General features: G+C 40.8%; 19 protein-coding genes. 9 read left to right on the top strand and 10 right to left on the bottom strand.

Going from position 1 to position 19203, the window contains the following annotated elements; genetic code table 11:
* Positions 1-76: 76 nt before the first annotated feature.
* From R7D93_RS21810 to R7D93_RS21800, 3 genes are read right to left on the bottom strand one after another with little or no spacing between them, the layout of a single operon-like run.
* Positions 77-2986, bottom strand: a complete 2910-nt coding sequence (locus R7D93_RS21810) for a type III restriction-modification system endonuclease (RefSeq protein WP_053410879.1) — start codon at positions 2984-2986, stop codon at positions 77-79.
* Positions 2986-4866: a site-specific DNA-methyltransferase gene (locus R7D93_RS21805; RefSeq protein WP_072161413.1), complete on the bottom strand. Its 1881-nt coding sequence runs from the start codon at positions 4864-4866 to the stop codon at positions 2986-2988. The genes R7D93_RS21810 and R7D93_RS21805 overlap by 1 nt, the downstream gene beginning before the upstream one ends.
* 27 nt (positions 4867-4893) lie before the next feature.
* Entirely contained in the window at positions 4894-5178 is a 285-nt protein-coding gene (locus R7D93_RS21800; protein ID WP_245639084.1) for a hypothetical protein, read from the bottom strand.
* 514 nt (positions 5179-5692) lie between these two features.
* On the opposite strand from R7D93_RS21800, the gene R7D93_RS21795 reads away from it, so the two are divergent.
* The 4 genes from R7D93_RS21795 (at position 5693) to R7D93_RS21780 (ending at position 8976) form a co-directional block, all read left to right on the top strand.
* The gene (locus R7D93_RS21795) at positions 5693-6661 is read left to right on the top strand and encodes a type IV toxin-antitoxin system AbiEi family antitoxin (RefSeq protein ID WP_083440001.1); all 969 of its coding nucleotides are present in this window, start codon (positions 5693-5695) and stop codon (positions 6659-6661) included.
* The gene (locus R7D93_RS21790; RefSeq protein ID WP_225478254.1) at positions 6627-7466 is read left to right on the top strand and encodes a hypothetical protein; all 840 of its coding nucleotides are present in this window, start codon (positions 6627-6629) and stop codon (positions 7464-7466) included. The genes R7D93_RS21795 and R7D93_RS21790 overlap by 35 nt, the downstream gene beginning before the upstream one ends.
* The gene (locus tag R7D93_RS21785; RefSeq protein ID WP_053410882.1) at positions 7438-7878 is read left to right on the top strand and encodes a hypothetical protein; all 441 of its coding nucleotides are present in this window, start codon (positions 7438-7440) and stop codon (positions 7876-7878) included. Before R7D93_RS21790 ends, R7D93_RS21785 begins: the two co-directional genes overlap by 29 nt.
* A gap of 246 nt (positions 7879-8124) precedes the next feature.
* A complete protein-coding gene (locus R7D93_RS21780) occupies positions 8125-8976 on the top strand; it encodes a restriction endonuclease (protein ID WP_139374594.1) in 852 nt (283 codons plus the stop codon).
* 143 nt (positions 8977-9119) lie between these two features.
* Here R7D93_RS21780 and R7D93_RS21775 read toward each other — a convergent pair whose 3' ends face one another.
* The 3 genes from R7D93_RS21775 to R7D93_RS21765 all read right to left on the bottom strand — a co-directional run bounded on the left by R7D93_RS21775 (position 9120) and on the right by R7D93_RS21765 (position 10821).
* The gene (locus R7D93_RS21775; RefSeq protein ID WP_154715350.1) at positions 9120-9689 is read right to left on the bottom strand and encodes a YceI family protein; all 570 of its coding nucleotides are present in this window, start codon (positions 9687-9689) and stop codon (positions 9120-9122) included.
* On the bottom strand, positions 9686-10237 hold the full coding sequence (locus R7D93_RS21770; RefSeq protein ID WP_079324500.1) for a cytochrome b: 552 nt from the start codon (positions 10235-10237) through the stop codon (positions 9686-9688). Before R7D93_RS21770 ends, R7D93_RS21775 begins: the two co-directional genes overlap by 4 nt.
* Before the next feature lie 287 nt (positions 10238-10524).
* On the bottom strand, positions 10525-10821 hold the full coding sequence (locus R7D93_RS21765; protein ID WP_079324498.1) for a DUF6283 family protein: 297 nt from the start codon (positions 10819-10821) through the stop codon (positions 10525-10527).
* A 141-nt stretch (positions 10822-10962) separates the two neighbouring features.
* Between R7D93_RS21765 and R7D93_RS21760 the strand changes: the two genes are divergently transcribed.
* The 3 genes from R7D93_RS21760 (at position 10963) to R7D93_RS21750 (ending at position 12916) form a co-directional block, all read left to right on the top strand.
* Entirely contained in the window at positions 10963-11169 is a 207-nt protein-coding gene (locus R7D93_RS21760; RefSeq protein WP_159373601.1) for a hypothetical protein, read from the top strand.
* Between the two features lie 74 nt (positions 11170-11243).
* Positions 11244-11999 (top strand): hypothetical protein, encoded by a 756-nt coding sequence (locus tag R7D93_RS21755; protein WP_079324496.1) that lies wholly within the window; start codon positions 11244-11246, stop codon positions 11997-11999.
* A 44-nt stretch (positions 12000-12043) separates the two neighbouring features.
* Positions 12044-12916, top strand: coding sequence for a hypothetical protein (locus R7D93_RS21750; RefSeq protein WP_079324494.1), 873 nt, complete (start codon positions 12044-12046; stop codon positions 12914-12916).
* A gap of 10 nt (positions 12917-12926) precedes the next feature.
* Here the strand turns inward: R7D93_RS21750 and R7D93_RS21745 are convergent, their stop codons facing one another.
* Positions 12927-14183, bottom strand: coding sequence for a Y-family DNA polymerase (locus tag R7D93_RS21745; protein ID WP_079324492.1), 1257 nt, complete (start codon positions 14181-14183; stop codon positions 12927-12929).
* Between the two features lies 1 nt (position 14184).
* Complete coding sequence (locus tag R7D93_RS21740) at positions 14185-14586, bottom strand: LexA family protein (protein ID WP_079324490.1); 402 nt, start codon at positions 14584-14586, stop codon at positions 14185-14187.
* A 255-nt stretch (positions 14587-14841) separates the two neighbouring features.
* Between R7D93_RS21740 and R7D93_RS21735 the strand changes: the two genes are divergently transcribed.
* Positions 14842-15915, top strand: a complete 1074-nt coding sequence (locus R7D93_RS21735) for a tyrosine-type recombinase/integrase (RefSeq protein WP_225478253.1) — start codon at positions 14842-14844, stop codon at positions 15913-15915.
* A 416-nt stretch (positions 15916-16331) separates the two neighbouring features.
* Positions 16332-17609 (top strand): hypothetical protein, encoded by a 1278-nt coding sequence (locus R7D93_RS21730; protein WP_318129521.1) that lies wholly within the window; start codon positions 16332-16334, stop codon positions 17607-17609.
* Positions 17610-17625: 16 nt separating this feature from the next.
* Here R7D93_RS21730 and R7D93_RS21725 read toward each other — a convergent pair whose 3' ends face one another.
* Positions 17626-18597 (bottom strand): ATPase domain-containing protein, encoded by a 972-nt coding sequence (locus tag R7D93_RS21725; RefSeq protein WP_079324674.1) that lies wholly within the window; start codon positions 18595-18597, stop codon positions 17626-17628.
* A 274-nt stretch (positions 18598-18871) separates the two neighbouring features.
* Positions 18872-19203, bottom strand: a 332-nt coding sequence (locus tag R7D93_RS21720) for a Tn3 family transposase (protein WP_225478252.1), incomplete at its 5' end; no start/stop codon positions are given.

The following is a 19203-nucleotide window of genomic DNA, read 5'->3' as shown; positions in this document are numbered from 1 at the left end:
GGGTGAGTGATAAATTTGAATATAAATTTAACCATTATGAATAGGGAGGCTTCACCTCCCCTTTAAACAGCAAACTCTAAGCACTAACAGATTGCTTGATTAGATCATAAATTACATCGTCAGCAAACTGAGTTTTAAACTCAACCTTCACTTCTTTACTGATCTGGTTGAACAGTTCTTTAGCGTGCTTGATTTTACGCTTTTCCTCTTTTCTAAGTGTATCTTTTCCTTCAACATTTTTAGTTTCAATGATGAAGTTCAGGTAATCCCCTTCACTGGTCTTAACTACATAAGCAAAGTCAGGAGAGTAGGTATAACCACCTGCTACAGGGATTTTTATTGAGTTTTTAGGGATCTTAGTAAAGACCGATACAGATTCAATTTCACCATCGGTAATATTGAGCTTTTCCAGTTCAGAATCATAAAACACATCTTCAAAGAGGTAGCTGTCCAGTGGTGGTAAAGAATGATCCGAATGTAAACCGAGATCACTTGCTGTAACATCCTTCAGAGCTTGACCTGCTTCATCTGTAAATTTAGTTGGATGTAGGCTGTTGGAAATTATGTTATATCCTAGCCCAAACTTGTTAAATGAGTTATGCAACAAGAATTTACTAAAGCCTGATTTTATCTTTCTGATGGTTTGAATGTTCAAATAATCAGTAATATTAATCGTGCCTTGCACGGCTACAAATGCTTTATGCAGCGTTGATGGTTTGATAAATGCCGTTTGCGATAGGCGATTAACAAACTCTTTGTAGGTCATAGTACAGAACTTGGTGAAGTCATCATCATCACCAAATACTGTTTTTGACATTGCCGTATCATTGCTCACATACACTTTTTCAATACGTGTTTGAACGCCAGTCTTTTTGAACTTCTCAGACTCTTCAAGCAAATAGGTAGTGAAGAGTTTTAGGAAATCATTCTCGCTAGCGATCTTATACTCTAATACTGCCTTTTGATTGATCATTTCCCACAGTTGCTTTAGCTCATCAAACTTACCAACTCGCATTTTGGAACGAGTTTTCCCCTCTGTGGCAACTTTGATTTTTCCGCTCTTAACACCTCTAGGGAAAGCGTTAGGATACGCCTCTTTTAACTGCGTATAAGCCGTTGCGCCGAGTAAGTTTTTACTTTTGTCGATGATCCCTTTTCCAAGTAAGTCCATCATCAAATCCAAAGCCTCAAGATCAGAGTATTTAGATAAGATTTTATCCTCAAGCTCTTGAGTTAACTTAGATGGGACAGTCTCTTTGAATGATGTTTCATTCACTTCTTGAACTAGAGAGGCAACAAAATCTTTCTCAGTAAAATCTACGAAGTAGTTCAGCCTAAACTCACCATTCACACGAGCCATATATTCATTCACTGGCAAACGTAAGCCTCGACCCACTTCTTGAAGCTTTGATGTTGTACTGCCACTTGAACGTAACTTACAAAGGGTGAAGATATTTGGGTTGTCCCAACCCTCTCTAAGCGTCCACTTCGAAAAAATGAATCGTCTAGGGTTATCTAAAGACAAAAGCAGTTCTTTATCGTGCAAAATTTCATTAATCTCTTGCTCGATTTTTTCGTCTTTATCACTGTTATCCTTCGAGAAATAACCACCGTGAACACTACTTATATCAGCAATAGTTCTTTCCAAATACCGCTTGTAGAACTCATCTTTTTCGGTTTTTAGTAGTGCCTTAGCTTCAGCCAAAGTCCACTCTTCAAACTTGGTTTTCAAGCTTCCAGAGATGTTATTTCCGTCACGATAACCCTCGATGTCATCTATGAAAAACAGAGTCAGAGGTTTGATTCGTGGGCGCTGTGTGAGCATTTCTCTCTCAACTTTGAAATGCTCTTTAATCGCCCTACGCATCATATTATCTTCGAGCGTATCTGAGTATGAGTATGGGTTAATAGATTCATTAACTTTTAGCTCAACACCATTACTCAGAACGATCATTTTTGTGTTCATCGACTCAATGTATAGGTCGTGAATTTCAGTGTGAGCCTTGGCTAATGATTCACCTTTACCAACTTTGATGGTGCTCTTTGAACCGTTTTCATTTAACTCAAAGCTTGCCTCTTTTGTGGTCGATTTTTTGAGCGTCAAACTAGCAACATCATCACCAACCATCTCCTCAATAAAGGTATTAATGCCTTTAACGAGATCATCATTAAATGCATCAACAGCCGTTAAACGATAGACAAGATTTTCGTAATCCTCATTAAACGTTGCGCCATAGCGGATGATGCTTTGAGCATTAAACTTTTCAATGTTATTCCACGTTGTCTTTGCTTTAGGAAACTTATGCGGCTCATCAATGATAACGAACGGCTTTACAGCACCAATTGCTTCAATCGGTGTGTTATACCTGTTATCCAATAAGCCACGGTCATATACTTCCGTCAAAGATGGGGAGTTAACCATTCCTGAGTTAATCACCATTACGTGAATGTATTTTTTGTTGTAGTTATTTGCTTCTACAAAATCGTGAATCGCTTGAGGCATAAACGATTTGGTGTTTTTCTTAGATGATTTTTTACTTTCAACAACATACGTTTTAAGTTCACGCTCTGTCTCTCTAAAGTGTTCTTTGAGCGCATCACTTTTAAGAAAGTTCACCGTACCAGCTTTGATCGAAAGCGTTGGTACAATGATGATAAATTTGTTGATACCAAAAGCTTTGTTCAACTCGAACATCGTTTTGGTATAGGTGTAAGTCTTACCTGTACCAGTTTCCATCGAGACATCAATCACATTGCTATTTTCGTTGTAATGCTCTTTGCTGTGCTCGATAGCATTAAACTCGTGGATAGCCTTTATGTTTGAGCGTTGTTGTGGCTTGGTGATAACGAGTTCTGGATTCGCTAAAAGCCTAACACTTTGATCGTCATCGAATTGTGGCTCTGCACCGATAAACATATTGAGAACTGCATCAACACCAGCTTTTTGGTGTGGCAGATTCTTTTCAAAAGTGAATCCTTTGCTCATTAGTTACGTACCACCACATCAATCTCGATAGATTTCTTATTTGCATAGCTCTTCAGTGCTTCGTTCAACTCCAACTGCTTAACGCTGTCAAAGTTGTTGGCGTAATAAACAATCTTGTTTGGGTCAAAATCTTTGTCATCCGTATCATCAAGTTTGTGAAGTAAAGCTTTGAGCGCATTGCTGCTAAAGTCTGGAGCAATCATATACAAGCGTCTATCACACAGGTGTGCCGTGTATCCATCGAGGTCAATATCGTAAATAGGAGCCGTTAACTCACTGCCATCATACAAAGCCCAAGTCGTGAGTAACGTTTGATACTGCTCATCAGTCAAAAGAACATCATTGAACATAGTAAGATTGGACAAGGTTAGTTCCTTGTCATCTTCTTCAATACGGAAATCATTAACAATTTCAAAGAGCTTAAAACCCAAGTCTCCTTTATAGTCAGTGTTCTGCTCCCCTAACTTCTTGGCGGCTTCACTAATCCGTTGTTTCGTTATCTCGAAAATCGTCCTAAACCCAGCTTTATATGCTCCCTTTTTGGGATCGGTAGGTTCCTCTAATTGAACAGATATTACACGCCTATCTTTCTTATCCTCGATATTCGACAAGTACACTGAATGTGCAGTTGTACCTGAACCAGCAAAGAAATCTAAAACCACATCGCCACTATCAGTACTCATTCGAATCAAATCTTTGATCAACTGAGTTGGCTTAGAGTGTTCAAATATTTTAGGTCCTAGCAAGGATGCGATCTCTTTTGTCCCATCAGAGTTCAAGCCATTAGAATCCCACCACGAACCAGCTTTAGTTCGTTGGCTAACCCTTTCTGATAGATATTTTTTTTGTATAGGAGCTGCGTTACCAGTTTTACCAAAAATAATTCTACCATCAGTAATTCTGCGCTTAACCTCCTCTTCATTGAACACCCAATAACGACCAGATGGTGGCAAATATGTTTTACCTGTTTTTTCATTAATAATTGGGAAATGTGGACCTTCGTGATTGGCAGATAAATCACTCGTAGTCCAAGGTCCACGGGGATCATTATCTGGATTGGAGTATGTCTTATCTATATACTCTTGTGTAAATGGCACACCTGCTATTGCTGCTTCTAAATTTGCACGACCATAAGCTAAGATGTAATCATGAACAGGAGGAATGTACCCCACATTATTTCCATTAGTTTTTTTCTTCCAGATGATAGTCCCTAAGAAATTCGACTCTCCAAACACTTCATCACAAATGAGTCTCAATTGATTAACCTCATTGTCATCTATAGAGATAAAAATCACTCCATCCTCTTGCAGAAACTCTTTAGCGACATATAGTCTTGGGTACATAAAAGTTAACCAAGCACTATGGCTACTAGACCCTTGATCTGCAAAACTCAAAATACGTTCGGCTTCATCTATATCAAGCCCTGCCAACTCTGCAAGCTGTTCTTTGGTAAATTTACGGTCATCATTATAGACGAAACCATCTAATCCAGTGTTGTATGGTGGGTCAATGTAGATCATCTTGACCTTTTCGCTGTAGGCATTAACCAAATGCTTCAACACTTCGAGATTGTCACCTTTGATAAGCAAGTTTTTACTGTCTTTATGTTGCTCTTGAGCGTTGTGCTCTACATCTGCGTGAATCAAAGTTTTAGGTGGTAAATTCGCCAACAAACGAGAGTATGATTTACCTAACCAGTTCAACGAATAGCTTTCTTTTGAGAGTTCAACTTCACTGTCATTGACCACTTCAAGCATTCGCTCTTGAATGAAATTACCATCACGATCAAAGCAATTTGGGAAGTGTTTCTTGAGAATCGCAAGCTGCTTGCTATTGGCTGTCTCAACGTTTGAATATACTGTCTCTTCTTTAATGTTCATCTTTGTTCCAAATTCAATGATTTGTGATTAATCGTTGTCTGATTTAGCTGTAATTTTAATAGATGCTTCTGTAAGCCCAATACGCAACAACTCAGCGATAGCACCGTCTAAGCTCTTGAAGATACGAGCCTCATAAGGCTTCCTTGAACTACTCAATACAAGCGGCTCACCATTCCAATCCATACCGTTAAGTACGACCGTGTATTCACCTTTGCAGCCCACAACATGCGCCTGATCTAGAATGCCACTCTTAACTCTTTCTTTCGCCATAGAGCTAAGAATGCAGTTTCCACCATTTAACCCTGAAATCATTCTGACTCACTCAATAATCGTTTTTGCCACAATATCAAATATCGTAGCAAAACTGTAGTGTTGTATCAGATTTCGACAAATAAGTATTTATGCAAAATAGGGAAACTTACTACTTCACTGGTAGGGCTTTGGTGAAACTAATAATGGGGCAGAACTTTCTTAGAGCCATAACATCCGTAATCAAAAAAGGCAGCGTACCGATTGGAGAACGCCGCCTTATAATATGACAGTTTAATACTTAGTATGAATCTCTATTACTTGTATGAAACTTTATTCTACTCACACACTAACCATCATTAACCTCATTGCCCGAACCAATTGCGAATGAGATCGTAAATGATAATTGATTTCATTGATCTTATTTTATACAGCTTTTTAACCCTACTTATTGCATATAACGTAACTACGATTGCTTGAATTGACCTTTGTTAATCAAAAACCTTTATCTTTACTTGCTCTGTTTTCACGATTATAGTTTCTACATGATTCATGTAAATTTTGATTTTGTGTAAATATGGCTATGGATTTTGAATTTTTAAACTTCACAGATAACTTGCCTGAGTCTTGGCAGTCTGAGTTTAAGTTTGACCCTAAACAGAACTACGATGGCACCTTGCGGATTTGGCTTAACGATCGGACATACAGCTTTAAGGTTGATTTCAAGCGAATCCATAGAAAAGACACATTACGTAGCGTGAAAGCTAATAACCTTATTGATGATCGCTTTGTTTTAGTCACTAATGCCCTTACAGATTTCTTAAAAGAAGAGTGTGTGAACATGGGGATTAATTTTATTGATGAAGCGGGAAATGTGAGGATAGTGTCTGATGACCTATATATCTTCATCTCTAAGCCAAATGTAAGTGCAGGGATAACAAAGCAACCGGTAGTAATGACAGAAGGTATCGTAAAATGTGTCTTCGCATTGATTTGTGAGCCTTTATTATTAAGCAAAACCTATGAGTCAATTGCTCAGAAAGCAGGTATCTCAGTCAGCATGGCAAACAAAGCCATCAAGTTCTTAATAGAAAAAAATTACATACCAAAGGATAAAGTCAAACGTCGATTTTTCGATGAAAACACTCTTATGTATGACTGGTTGTTGAGCTATTACAAACATATTGGGTCTAAGCAAAGAACAATTCCTTGTCCACCTCCTTTAGATTGGAAATCAATTGAGTTACCTGACGGTGCTATTTGGGGTGGTGAGACTGCAGCAGCAGAGCTCACAGACTATCTTCATCCACAATCGCTTTTTCTATATTCGAATAGTCAAGTTTATGGTTATGAGTTCAATAAATCAGATTCAAATGCGCCTCGATTACAGGTTTGTCGCCCTTTTTGGGGGAATGGATTGACGATAACTGATAAGGGTAGAGCATTACTTACCATTGCTGAGTTGCTTGCAACTCAAGACGGCCGGAATAGGGAAGTTGCGGAGATTATTAATGACAAGTACTTACACCTTAAAACACTCCCTTAACCAAGAGTTTATAGAAGCTTTATCGTATGTTGTTAAAGTTACTAATGCATTAGACATCCCGTACTTTATTGCAGGTGCAACCGCAAGAGACATCGTTATGCATGGAATTTTTGGACACGCACCTGGTAGAGCTACAGCAGATATTGATACAGCAATCTTTGTTAACACTTGGGTCCAGTTCGAAGACATTAAGACTTCATTAATAAGTTCTGGTTTGATAGAAACTGATTTGGTTCATCGTTTACGAGAGCCTAAATCGGGGTATCCAGTAGATATTCTTCCATTCGGTGACTTAGAAGACGATGAACGACGCATACAGTGGCCACCTAAACACGAAGAAACCATGTCCGTAATTGGCTTCAAAGAGGCGTTTGAATCTTCTATAAAGGTTGTTATTGATGGTTTGACATTCAATGTTGCGTCTTTGCCGGGCATTGCGTTGATGAAACTCATAGCCTGGGGAGAGCGCGGAAATGAAAATTCAAAGGACGCGAGTGATTTTTTTCTTTTGATGAACAAGTATCAACTAATTCATCAAGATCGCCTTTGGGAAAGTTATGTTCCACAAGATTTCGATTGGAACGTTGAATTGGTAACAGCTTTCTTGTTGGGGTTTGATGTGCGAGACATTTTGAAGGAAGAATCAGAAGAGGTTCTGCTGGACATTAAAAATAAACATCAAGATCGGTTGATTACAGGCATGGTAAAAGGGCATGGAACTGTCGATATTGATGCTTTAGAAAAACAACTAGAAGCATTTTGGCGCGGTGTATTCGATGAAAGACAGCGAGAGCAAGGCGATTAGGAAAGTGAATATTTTTAAGTTTAGACCGCTGACCTTTGGGTACAGCTTTATTCTGGCAACAACCGTTTTTAATTTTATTACTTATAATTCGGTAATGCATTGGCAAACTATAGCTGGTGGTATTGCATGCGGATTGCCAATAGTAACTGCCTTTATGCATAGTCGGAAAATGGCACTTGTGTTGTGGGTAACTTCATTAGCTATTTTTGCCTTTATTCTGAGTGGTTATATTGACAATTTTCAGGTTAATAGATTGTTTTTCATAGCAATGACCGCAGGGGTTTTGTTAGGTTTCATTCCAGCTTATAAATTCAACAAGCCTAAGAGTTATTTGTTTTTTGCAAGCTGTTTAAAAATGGATGGATACGATGAAAAAGCAGAACAACTAATGGCGCGTTATCGTGGAGAATAATATTGATTGAATTATTGCTACCCGACATGTAAGGTTGTCGGTGTTAGTCAATGCTTAAGTTTCTTGAGCCTATATAGGACGGGAGCTGGGGCAGTGTTTTAATACCTACCTTGGAGCCGATAATCCTACTTGTCGGCTTCATATATTAACATCTACTTAGCTTTCAAAATACAGCGTTTAACATGATTAATTTTTAATATTGCTGTAAACTTCTACCACTTTATATGTTTGTTTTGGAGTTTTTCAGTGTCAGTTGAACAAGGTGTTTTGATGCAGAATGCTTTAGGAAAAGCTTTCGAATCTGTGTCAGGTTTCCTTTCGTTAATCCTGCTTTACATGGCTGCTGTTTTATTTATAGGTTTTCTTCTTAAAAAGCCTGGCGCATTGATTGAAACTGTCTCGCTCCTTGTAATCGGTATTTTAAAATTAGTCACTCAGCCATTCCGTGATCGTGATTCGGTTGATGTGCCAATGAACATTAAACCTATTGGAAACACTAGCTCTATACAACCTAATGTCATTACCTTACAAATGATTAAGGATATGGAATGGTTCGCCTTTGAAAAGCTCACAAAACAATATTTGTTGTCTTCCGGGTTTAACGCATCTCTTACCCAGTTCGGTGCTGATGGCGGTATTGACCTCATTATAGAAAAGAAAGATGGCCGAAAAGCTTATGTTCAGTGCAAGGCTTTTGGTACTAGTCTTGTAGGTGTTAAATTTGTTCGTGAATTCTACGGTGTAATGGCTGCAGGGAACGTCACCGAGGGTTATTTTGTTACTTCCGGTTCATACACTAAAGATGCTAAAGAATTCGCCTCTAATAAGCCTCTAAAGCTCGTCACAGGTAAAGATTTGCTCAAAAAGATTAACGAGTTACCTTCCGAGAAGAAAGAAGATATTTTTAAAGAAATTTTTGCAGACCGTAATTATAAGACACCAACCTGCCCTAATTGTGGTTTAAAAATGGTCCTTCGAACGAACAGAAGAAATGGAAATGATTTTTGGGGTTGCCTAACCTACCCTAAATGTCGAGCAAAAATGCCTTTATCAAAAAGGCAGAGAAACGTTTCTAAATGGAATTCCTCAATACGATAAAAGCTGGCTATGCCAATGTTCCTTTTTTCATACTAGTCTCCAAATTCATAATTGTCTTAACGACTTAACTATTTGAATCGATGGTCAAAATCGAGCAAAAAAAAGAGCCAGCAATGCTGGCTCTAAAGTTTTAATCAATATTGTTATTGCTTGATACCCTCAACATACAATGTCATATCAGCGTATGTAGTCGCGCCCATTTCCTTGATGCCAAAGTCTTTTAGCTCAAGGCGAGTTGTACCTTTAAGGCCTAGACGCTCACCACCCCACGGATCAGCACCACCGCCGATAACAGATGCATTGATTGTGATTGGGTGAGTGATTCCGTGCAGTGTTAGGTCACCAATCACGTCCATGTTGCCACCTTTCTTATCGACAACTTTAGTAGAAGTGAACGTTGCCGTTGAGAATTTGCCAGCATCGATAAAGTCTGCGCTACGAATGTGTTTATCGCGTTCCGCGTGGTTACTATCCAAGCTGGTAGTATCAACAACTACTTTTACTTTTGAAGCTTCGATATTGTTTTCGTCGTAGCTAAATGTACCTTCGAAATCATTGAATCGACCTTGAGTGATACTGTAACCAAGGTGGCTAACTGCAAAGTTGATCGATGCGTGTGCGCCCGATGTGTCAATTTTGTAGTCAGCTGCGTTTGCTGCTAGTGGTGCTGCCATTGATAAGAATAGACCTGCGGCGATTAGAGACTTTTTCATGCTTTACTTTTTCCTAACATCTTATTGAGGGTTTGATCTTTATTAATTACGTGGTGCTTCACTGCAGCTAACACGTGGATAGCTACTATTCCAATCAGTGTCCATGCAACAAGCATATGCACGTTGCCGGCTAAGTCAGATTGGTGTTCGAACAACTCTCCTGCCCCTGGGACAGTGAATAGTCTAAATACTTCTATTCCGCGGCCATCAGATGTTGAGATTAGATAACCGGAAACAAATAGTGCTGCCAGAAAACCGTACATCGCTAGATGTGCTAGTTTTGAGGCAATTTTTTCGAATTTTGTACCTTCCGTTTCTGGAGATGCTGAAAGTAATTTCCAAACAAATCGACCAACGGTTAGAATAGCCAGCATAATGCCGACTGCTTTGTGCCCTTCTGGAGCCGTTTTATACCAAGTGCTGTAATAGTTTAGGTCGACCATCCAGACACCTACCACAAACATTCCAATGACTGTTACGGCAGAAACCCAGTGCATTATGATTGCAGCTAAGTTGTAGTTTTTAGGTGTTACATTCTTACGTGACATATTAGCTCTCTATTTAAACTACTGCGCTTTCAAAATAGAAAGTTTTTGAATTATACGTAATTCAGAATGGTAGGAATTCTTATTTTTTTGAATATCTTATTCGAAAATATTGAACAAGAATTATTGAACTGATAGCGAGTGTCGTTGCCTTGCTTGTCGTTTGTGCTCACAAGGCATTCGCTATGTAGTGAAATATTGGGGGGTATTGACTGTTAGATCTGGGGTAACCGATTAAAGTCACCCTTAAAGAAGTGGTTGGTCAGATTTATTGAATTTCTCTCTCGTGTTTATTCATTAGCATTAAAATCGTGGTGTCCGATGCAGGCTTCACGTGATTCAAAAATCAATTCTTCGCCCGATAACTCAATCTCCATCCCTAACCTGCTTGCTAGTCGAACAAAATCATTATCTTGACCATTAATCAGCATATGACCAGCACACTGTAGGTGTGTCTTCTTGTGACATACGAAACTGCCGCTATCAAGGATTGAAGTCATTCTGTCTTTCCCAAGCCATCCATTGAGGGAGTCTTTTCGGAAGGGACAGTCTTTGCATGGTTTCTTTACATTAGGAAGATTGGTCATTGGTCTTCTTCGTATGGTTGAGCAATTATGTCTTTATTGAATCATGGTTCCCAGTTTGCACCAGTGTCAGTGAGTTTGCGCGATATGGGGATAAATTTAAGATTGTAGTGTCATTTAAACAAATCCACTGAGAGCACGATAATGAAAAGTAGCACTGGAAACCATGTAGTTAAGTCCAACGGAAAGTTCTACAGCCGTCGAGAAGGCTCACGCCTAACAGATTGTTGCCAAGCCTATTCGACATTCATTGATGATGAACTCGTGTGCAAGGTATGCTTTTGCACTGTCGAATTTGGTGAAGGTGATGGCTCAGAATGTGTTGATGTTAGTGCTTTACCCTCAGAATGATCAAATCATCGTGACCTTTCAAAACAACAATGATAGTAACTAACTGGATGTAATCAACGTAAGTATTCTTATCTATGACGATTTCTGTATTTGAACAATGTGTCGCGGTCTTTGACCCGGCACTTTTAGGACATCTAACTACGCAATACCCGTGGTCGCAGAACGAGAGTAAAGTCAGTTCTGAGGAAATAAATCAGGCTCTATTAAGCCCCTTAGATTTGATCCAACCTGGCCACTTTACTGATGACCCTTTTGAACACGATAAAGTCGATAATTTCAGTGCTTCGAGAGATGAACACATACGTCGTATTGGCTGGTTTGTCAAAAACTGGAATCCAAGTATTAATCATGCCTTACTCGCATCTATGACGGGACCAAACCATTTTGAATTCAAAGACGGTAACCATAGAATGCATGCCGCCTACCATCGCAGAGAGAAGGAAATATCCATAAAGTTTGAATTTGGTAATTGTGCTGATATAGAAAACCACGATGGTTTTCTTCGCTGGGTGTCAAAACCTTCACACAATGGCGTGTTTGGTGTGTCGATCGTAAGTTCTGCTGATATGGGATGTGAGGTGCTATTTGATGGCATCAATCGCTTCTGGATTAATGATGCAGAAATGGGGATGTGTATCTGCAGCTTGAAGGAAAAAATGATCCTACAGCGGTCATTCAGAGATGGTAATACTATTCCAAGTTTAACTGGGAAGAACGCAACAGTTGAAGAAATGGTTGAGTCAATGTTTAGCATTTACCCAGATTTTGAAGTTAGTCGTGATAAAGTTACTCAGTCGATAATTGATTTGCGTTTGTGCACTTCGTATTAAGCGGTCTGCTTACCTAGTCGTCCAAGTGAGGTTTTGAATCTGAAATGTCAGAATTTTTCGTATTAATGCCCTTTGCTAAAAGTAACAAAACCGGGCAAATAATTGGTATTCAGGAAGCAGAAAGGGGCGCTAAATGTGATTGCCGATGCCTGTCATGCAACACCCCTGTCACAGCTAGACAGGCAGAAATCAATCAATGGCATTTTGCTCATAGAACTAGTGATTCATCGACCACTAATGAATGCAAATTCTCACCAATAACTGCTGTTTCTTTAATACTTCGACAGCAATTACCAGTTCATCTCACTGACTTCGATCTGGATGAATGGCCATTCAGTAACATTGTTTGGAACATCGATAAAGTCATTGATGATTGCCATTTCGATGCATACGGAAAGGATGAAATATCAGGGCATACGGTTGCAATTGAGATACCGTTTGCCAACTACTCTGGTTTTGACATTAACAAGTACCCTGATTCGATAGATTTCGTCTTAAGAGTCGATACTCACTCCTTGGCTCGGAAGTTATTTGGGAGTGCCGATAAATTGAAACTGTATACTTCCGATGAAGTATTTGATTACTTTCTTGAATCTTGGGCAAGTCTTGTGGTGATGCACCGGTGGCCACAACCAGAACTCGTAGTTGAGCAACCTTTGGGGAATTGTAGTGATATAGAACACCAGTCATCCCTAAGTAAAACTGCCAAATACTCAAGCACAACTGATCACGGCTCTAAGAGTGGAATGCAAGTTGAGAGCTCTTCGTCAATTTGCGTGTGTTGTGGAACATTTCCAGCAAAATATGGCAAGGGACTCTTGTGTAATTCATGTGTTACCAAGCATGTTGGTCCAGATTTCCCTAATTTAACTGAAATGATTCGTCACTATAGAAAGGAATCAAACCAGTTTAGGTAGAGGTTTTGGCTCAGCACTTTAGTCTCGGTAAGTCGCGCCATGAGGTCGTGTAATGCGGCGTCTTCATTGCAGTGTCGCATTCCCATTTTCTCGGTATACCCTGCGCAGCAAGAAAAACTGTGTTTTTGCCATACTTTTGATTTAGTCCATCAAAAACGGACATCAGCTCCGGTCGGTTTGGTTCCGGGTTGAACAAATCCTCTTGTGCATGTTGGCCATCAACAAGGTCGATAAGCCCGACTCCTACTCGGTAATACTTGACGCCTGCTTTAAACATTTCCGCGGCCATTTGAGCTGCAATTTTTGTTATTTGGTCGACATCTGCCGTTGGATAAGCGAACTGGTGCATTGCTTTATAGTTAACTGGGCGATCATCAAATGATGAATTGCCGGCGAAGCAAATCATCACTCGACAAAGTGATTTTTGATCTCGCGCTTTTCTTGAGGCGATAGCTGCATGTTCAGATATTTCTTGAGTAAGAGCCTCCAGCGTAACCAATCGGTCACTTGTGCTTCTAGTCGAGAAAATCTCTTTCTTCGGCGCCCTCACATCATCCCAATTCTTGCATCGCTGACCATTCAGTTCCCTGACTATTCTTTCCATCTCAATGCTGAATTCTCTCCGGGCTTTTTGTGGGTCTAACCGAGAAAGTTGCAGTCCGGTTTCAACTCCCATAAATTGAAGCCTCTTGGCCAAGCGTGAGCCGATACCCCACACTTTATCAACTTTCATTTGAGCCAGTACGTTATCTATTTCTTTCTTTGTCTCGAGTACGCAAACACCGCGAAAACCTGGCAACCGTTTGGATGCAAAACTTGCCGTCTTTGCGAGAGTGAGTGTGTGGGAAAACCCACAACAAACCGGTATTCGTACCTGCTTCCATACTGCGCGGCGTATTTTCATACCATGCTCATAGAAATCGGGGATAGTCGATTCACACCCCGCGTAATCCTGAAACTGCTCGTCAATGGAATACACGTAGCTGGAAGGAGCGAAACTACTCATTACTGTCATCATTTTTCCGCTTATGTCTGCATAAAGGGGGAAGTTTGACGTACATACAACTACACCGTAATGATCACAAAGAGCTTTAACTTTGAAGTAGGCTGAAAATTTAGGAATGCCCAGTGATAAAGCCTGTTTGTTTGCCGCAACGATGATCCCGTTTTCATTTGACAGGACGATCACTGGTTTTTTTCGCCACGAAACTTCAAATACTTGATGGCAACTTGCATAAAATGCGGATGCGTCAGCTAAGCAAAACATGTTATTTGGCCAGTAGATGTGATGGTCTGAACATTCGAAGTGAAAAACTACACACACCTTCGACCGTGAACTCATCAAGCTCATCAATTACAACCGGCCTGTATTGAGGATTGGCTGAAATCAAAAGCCTGTTTTCGATGTCGATGATCTTCACAGTGAGCTCGCCATTAAGTACAGCCACAACAATGTCACCTGTCTTGGCATCTAAAGACCGATCGACAAGCACAGGGTCACCATCGAATAGGCCTACACCTTCCATCGAGTTACCGTTGATTATGGCTAAGAAAGAACTGCTTGGCCTCTCTACGAAATCATCAAGAGATAAGTCAAGCATCTTGTGTTCATCTGCGTAGGACTCGAAACCCACAATGCCAGCGTGAGGCTTTAATGGTATAAGTTTCATAAACTCTAATACTGGTTATATATACAGTTATTTTGGTCTGAGTTTAGGTCGATTTCAAGCTCTCTGTTTGCCCTACACGTCCAGTTTGCCACTAATTACTCAAAATGTTCATTTTTCAATCGGTTATAAGGCGGCTTCAAAGAAAAGAAAATCTGGTATAAGATACTGGTATTATATACAGTAGGTTGGCTTCTGGCGCGATTGTAGAAGCGTGATAGCTTGATAAATGCCGATACATAACAAGTAACTGAAAAAATGACAAATAAACAGATAGTTGAGTACGAAAAGCCTTATTTAGACCCACTTGTTCATACTGGTCTTTCAACTCAGGCTGAAATAGCTTCTGACTTGTCGGATGACGCAAAAAGACTACTCCAAAAGAGCTTTTCTAAATCGACTCTCGATGCGTACATATCTGATGGTCGCGTATTCTGTGCTTGGTGTGAAGTTCAGGGAATAAATCCGGGTAGTGCAAGTACAGCGGAAATAATCAACTTCCTCACAGATCAGACAGTCGGAAAATTAAATCGATGGGTCTGGACGGATAAATCTGCACGCCTTGGTTATTTGACATCGGGTGCACCGCTTGCCTACTCCACTATTTACCGTCGATTAAACGGTGTTAAATTCGCGTTGAAGCGTTATTACGGTCGCTCGTTTAACGAAACTGAACTTCAATACTTGAGTGACATAATGAAGGGTGTTGCTGCAGAGCTTGGAACAGAAAAAAGGAAGGTTAAAGGCATCTACACTGATGACTTACGTCTTATTTTCTCACAGATGGATCTTACAGACCAAGTAGACCTCAGAGATCGGGCAATTTTGATGCTCCTTTATGCTGGTGCATTTCGTCGTTCCGAAATCGTTCAACTCCAATATGCGAACGTAAAACTGTTCCCGGGCAAAGGACTAAAGATAAAACTGGATAAGGTTAAGCGTAAACAAAACGGCATGGTCAAAATCATTCTGGCTGGTAGCAAAGGGGAAATGTGCCCAGTGTCTTTCCTATCAGATTACTTGATGACTGCAGAAATCAAAGATGGGTTCATCTTTAGACGTGCTAACAGAAACCGCAAGATGCTTTCTATTCCACTTACCGGTGATGCGATAAATAAAATGGTAAAGGAGCGCTGCGAACAAGCCGGGTTAATCGGTCTTTATGGAGGGCATAGTGGCCGGCGCGGTTTCGTTGAATCGGCGGTCACCGCAGGTAAGACAATGAATAAAGTGATGCAGATGACTGGCCATAAATCTGTTCAGACTCTTCAAGAGTACTTTGATGACAATGAAGCGTGGGATGATGCTAACGCAAGTTTCGGGCTCTACTAAAAATCATTTTTAGGGCCCAAATCGAACACTATAATAGCCACGCAACAAGTTGAACATCAGTAACCTCGTTATTATCAGTGACAACAAAAGTGATGATAATGAGGCTTTCAAATTTTTCCTGCTATGTCCTACCCCTCGCCTGTATCTTACCTATTCCCTCTTTTTCGGCTGACAAGGGTTCTGTAACCTTACCGGCTGATCAATATCTGAGAGACAACAATGGTAAGCCTGTAGGTTATTTCAAATCCGACGTACTGAGAACTTCTCAAGAGAACATTGCAACCGGCGCACATGATTTTGAGATAAGACTTTCCGACGACTCTCCATTTTCAATTAAAGCGGATTCAAAAGTCATTAAGCCTGGCGCCACTATTTCCATGACCAAAACCCTTGAAAACGGTGTATTGAGTTTTGAAGTGGCTCCAGTTCGAAAGCAGGATATAGGCAAAGTTGAATACGAGGTCTATATCCCTAGCCTTTATTCGATCGATGACCGATTTTGGGAAGTCTTTGACCCTACTTATACCCCGTGGGTCGACTCTGGCCAGAATGTCGATTATGAGAGCTGGCTACCTCCCCTCAGTGAACAGATGGCCAACTTTACGCAAACGCGCAAATACAAGGACGTGTATACGCGGGAACGTCAAGACCGCGACAAAGACACGAACGTCGGGGAGATTCGTAATCACGGTGACCCTGTAACCGAATACGATTATCGAGCCGCTACTGAATCAAGAGATGTGAAAGCATCCGTTAACGCATATGTGAATGTCGGTGATCTGCATGACTGTGGCGAGTGGGTACCACCGGCCTCCGAAACCTATGAAGGGCTGACCGTCGACCAAACGTATACCTGCCAACAGGATCAAACTCGTACATGGACTTACAAGGTCGGTAGTGAGGTTATTGGCACACACCCTCAACTACAGAGTATCGATGACATCAAATATCGGACTGTACCAGGCACCAAAAATCCTTGGTTAAGGACTGCATCTGCATTTGGTGAATGGACGAACATTGATTCACCTTATGATTATTCTTCTTGGGAGCCTCCAATCGTTGCTCAAACAGCAAACTTTGACCAGTCAAGGAACTACAGGCAGAACCAAACAAGAACAGAACAAAAGCAGGAGAAAAACGCCGTCACTGGAGAAATAAGGAATGTTGGTGAGCTACAGAACATTACTCGAGCTATAACTATTGACCAGACAAGGACGCTTGCTGTGACAGTTTCAGGCTGGTCAAATTCTGGAGGTGTATACAGCTGCAGTTCCTGGTCACCAGGTACGGGTTCAGTTGCAAGTGGTACCGGGTTTACACAGACACGAAGCTGTAAACAGATGCAAGTAAGAACATGGTCTTACAAGGATGGGACAACCGTTGTAACTACAAGGCCAGAGAATCGCGTTATTGACACTTCTCAGTCACAAGGAGCAACAGGAAGTAAAGTTGTTTACGGTAGCTGGGTATATCAAAGCGCATCTCAAACACAAGTACCTAATCCTGGTGGATATATGAAGGTATTATCTGGTTACTCTCAGAGTGAATTAAGCAGTGGTTGTAAAGTAAAAGATGGTGTCCAGCGATGCTTGTACCAAGCCGGCGCCCAGTGCACCATTGGTAGCATTGGCTATCAGGCCATTTCCAATCCGGGCATCGACTTCTACGCTGTAGCTATATATAACTGCAAGTAATATTGAAAACGGGGCATCAACCGGCCCCGTCATTTCCATTGACCCAAGACTTTAAAACCTCTCTGTGGATAAGAAGTCGCAACTTCGGCGTCTTATCCAATGTATCCTTGGCATGCTTCCCTGTAACACCTAATAGCTTACCAAATGCATAGTAGCCGTAACGAGTGCGCGTTAGTATTCCGTATCTAAGAGCCTTGGTCATTGTGTCATAGCTAATTGAAAATCCTTTACGATAGAGAAGTGGTATCTGCGTTCTATTACCACACAAACCATCTTTATGCTTAACCACATCGATAATGCAATGTTGGCCAACAGGAAATTTTCTTAAGAGGATTTCATTACCTTTACTTAGAAGTAATCGCGTAGCCATAAAACGCTCTACAGGGATACCACCGTAACTTACATAATAGGCATCACCGAACTGACTTGTTTTACTCCGTAGCTGATTAGTGAATATTACTACTGAATCGGTACCTTTAAGAGCTAATCGAAGCTTTGAAAACCATTTTGCCAATAGGCGTGACATCTCTATCGCATCATCTTTATCCTCCCAATTGTCATTACGATATTGAGATCTTGGAACCAGAGATGCGATTGAATCTATGACAAGCATCTTCACAGTCTTTGAAGCCAGTAATGATAAGGCCATCTCAAAGCACTGCTCTGCAGTTTTAGGCTGACCAAATATGAGATTGTTCAGGTCAACACCTAATGTCTCTGCATATCGTAAATCTAGAGCGCACTCAGGCTCTAAGTATGCAGCGGTTAGCCCCATTGATTGACAACATGCAATGCTATGCAATACGAGCGTTGTCTTGCCTGTTCCCGGCATCCCGGCCACTTCTATCATGCGGTCGGCACTGTAGCCATCGGTGCCCAGTATCGTATCAATAGCAAGAACCCCTGTTGTTATTGACGATTGTTGCAAGGTTGAATGTTCTATTGATGAACATATCGCTGGTGGAGCAATTGATAGTTGAGTTTCCATAAGAGGCGACTTGATTTGCAGTTTTGAAAATCATCTCACCATCTATTGAATTCGCAAGCTTATGACAACATACTTGTATTGTCCCAAAAGCTACCCTCAACCTACATCGATAAAAAAACAAAAGCTTAACACGACATAAAAGCAAAAAAGGAGCCAATCGGCTCCTTTCTGTCCCATTACGGGGTTCTAGGGATTTTCCCCTCTAAAGTAACATAGAATGCTACAGGCTTTGTATTATATAGCCTCCAGCTGTGGGTTACTTTCGTTTCCAAGCTTAATCATCCACGATTGGCTTCGTAATTTCACTAATATCAGGCAATTTTCCGGTATTGGTGAAGTTATACGTCCCGCTTAAGTTGATATTTTGCCATGCAACGGGCGAAACAGCACGAGTGATAGCCGCTTTTTCTTCATCACCTGTCGCTTCAAAGTGTCCCAGAAGATGACTCAGTATCGCGGAGTTGAAGTAGATGAGCGCATTGGCAAGCAATCTTGCGCATTCATTCCAGATAGCGATTTCAGACTCGTTTTTGCCACGGAACTGATCACCATTCACCGACGCAATGGCTCGTCTAAGGAAGTGCCATGCTTCTCCCCGGTTCAGGG

Source organism: Vibrio sp. YT-15 (assembly GCF_033337445.1).
GTDB lineage: Bacteria > Pseudomonadota > Gammaproteobacteria > Enterobacterales > Vibrionaceae > Vibrio > Vibrio alginolyticus.
Note: the sequence above shows the minus strand (reverse complement) of the source record. Positions and strands in the feature narration are given on the sequence as shown.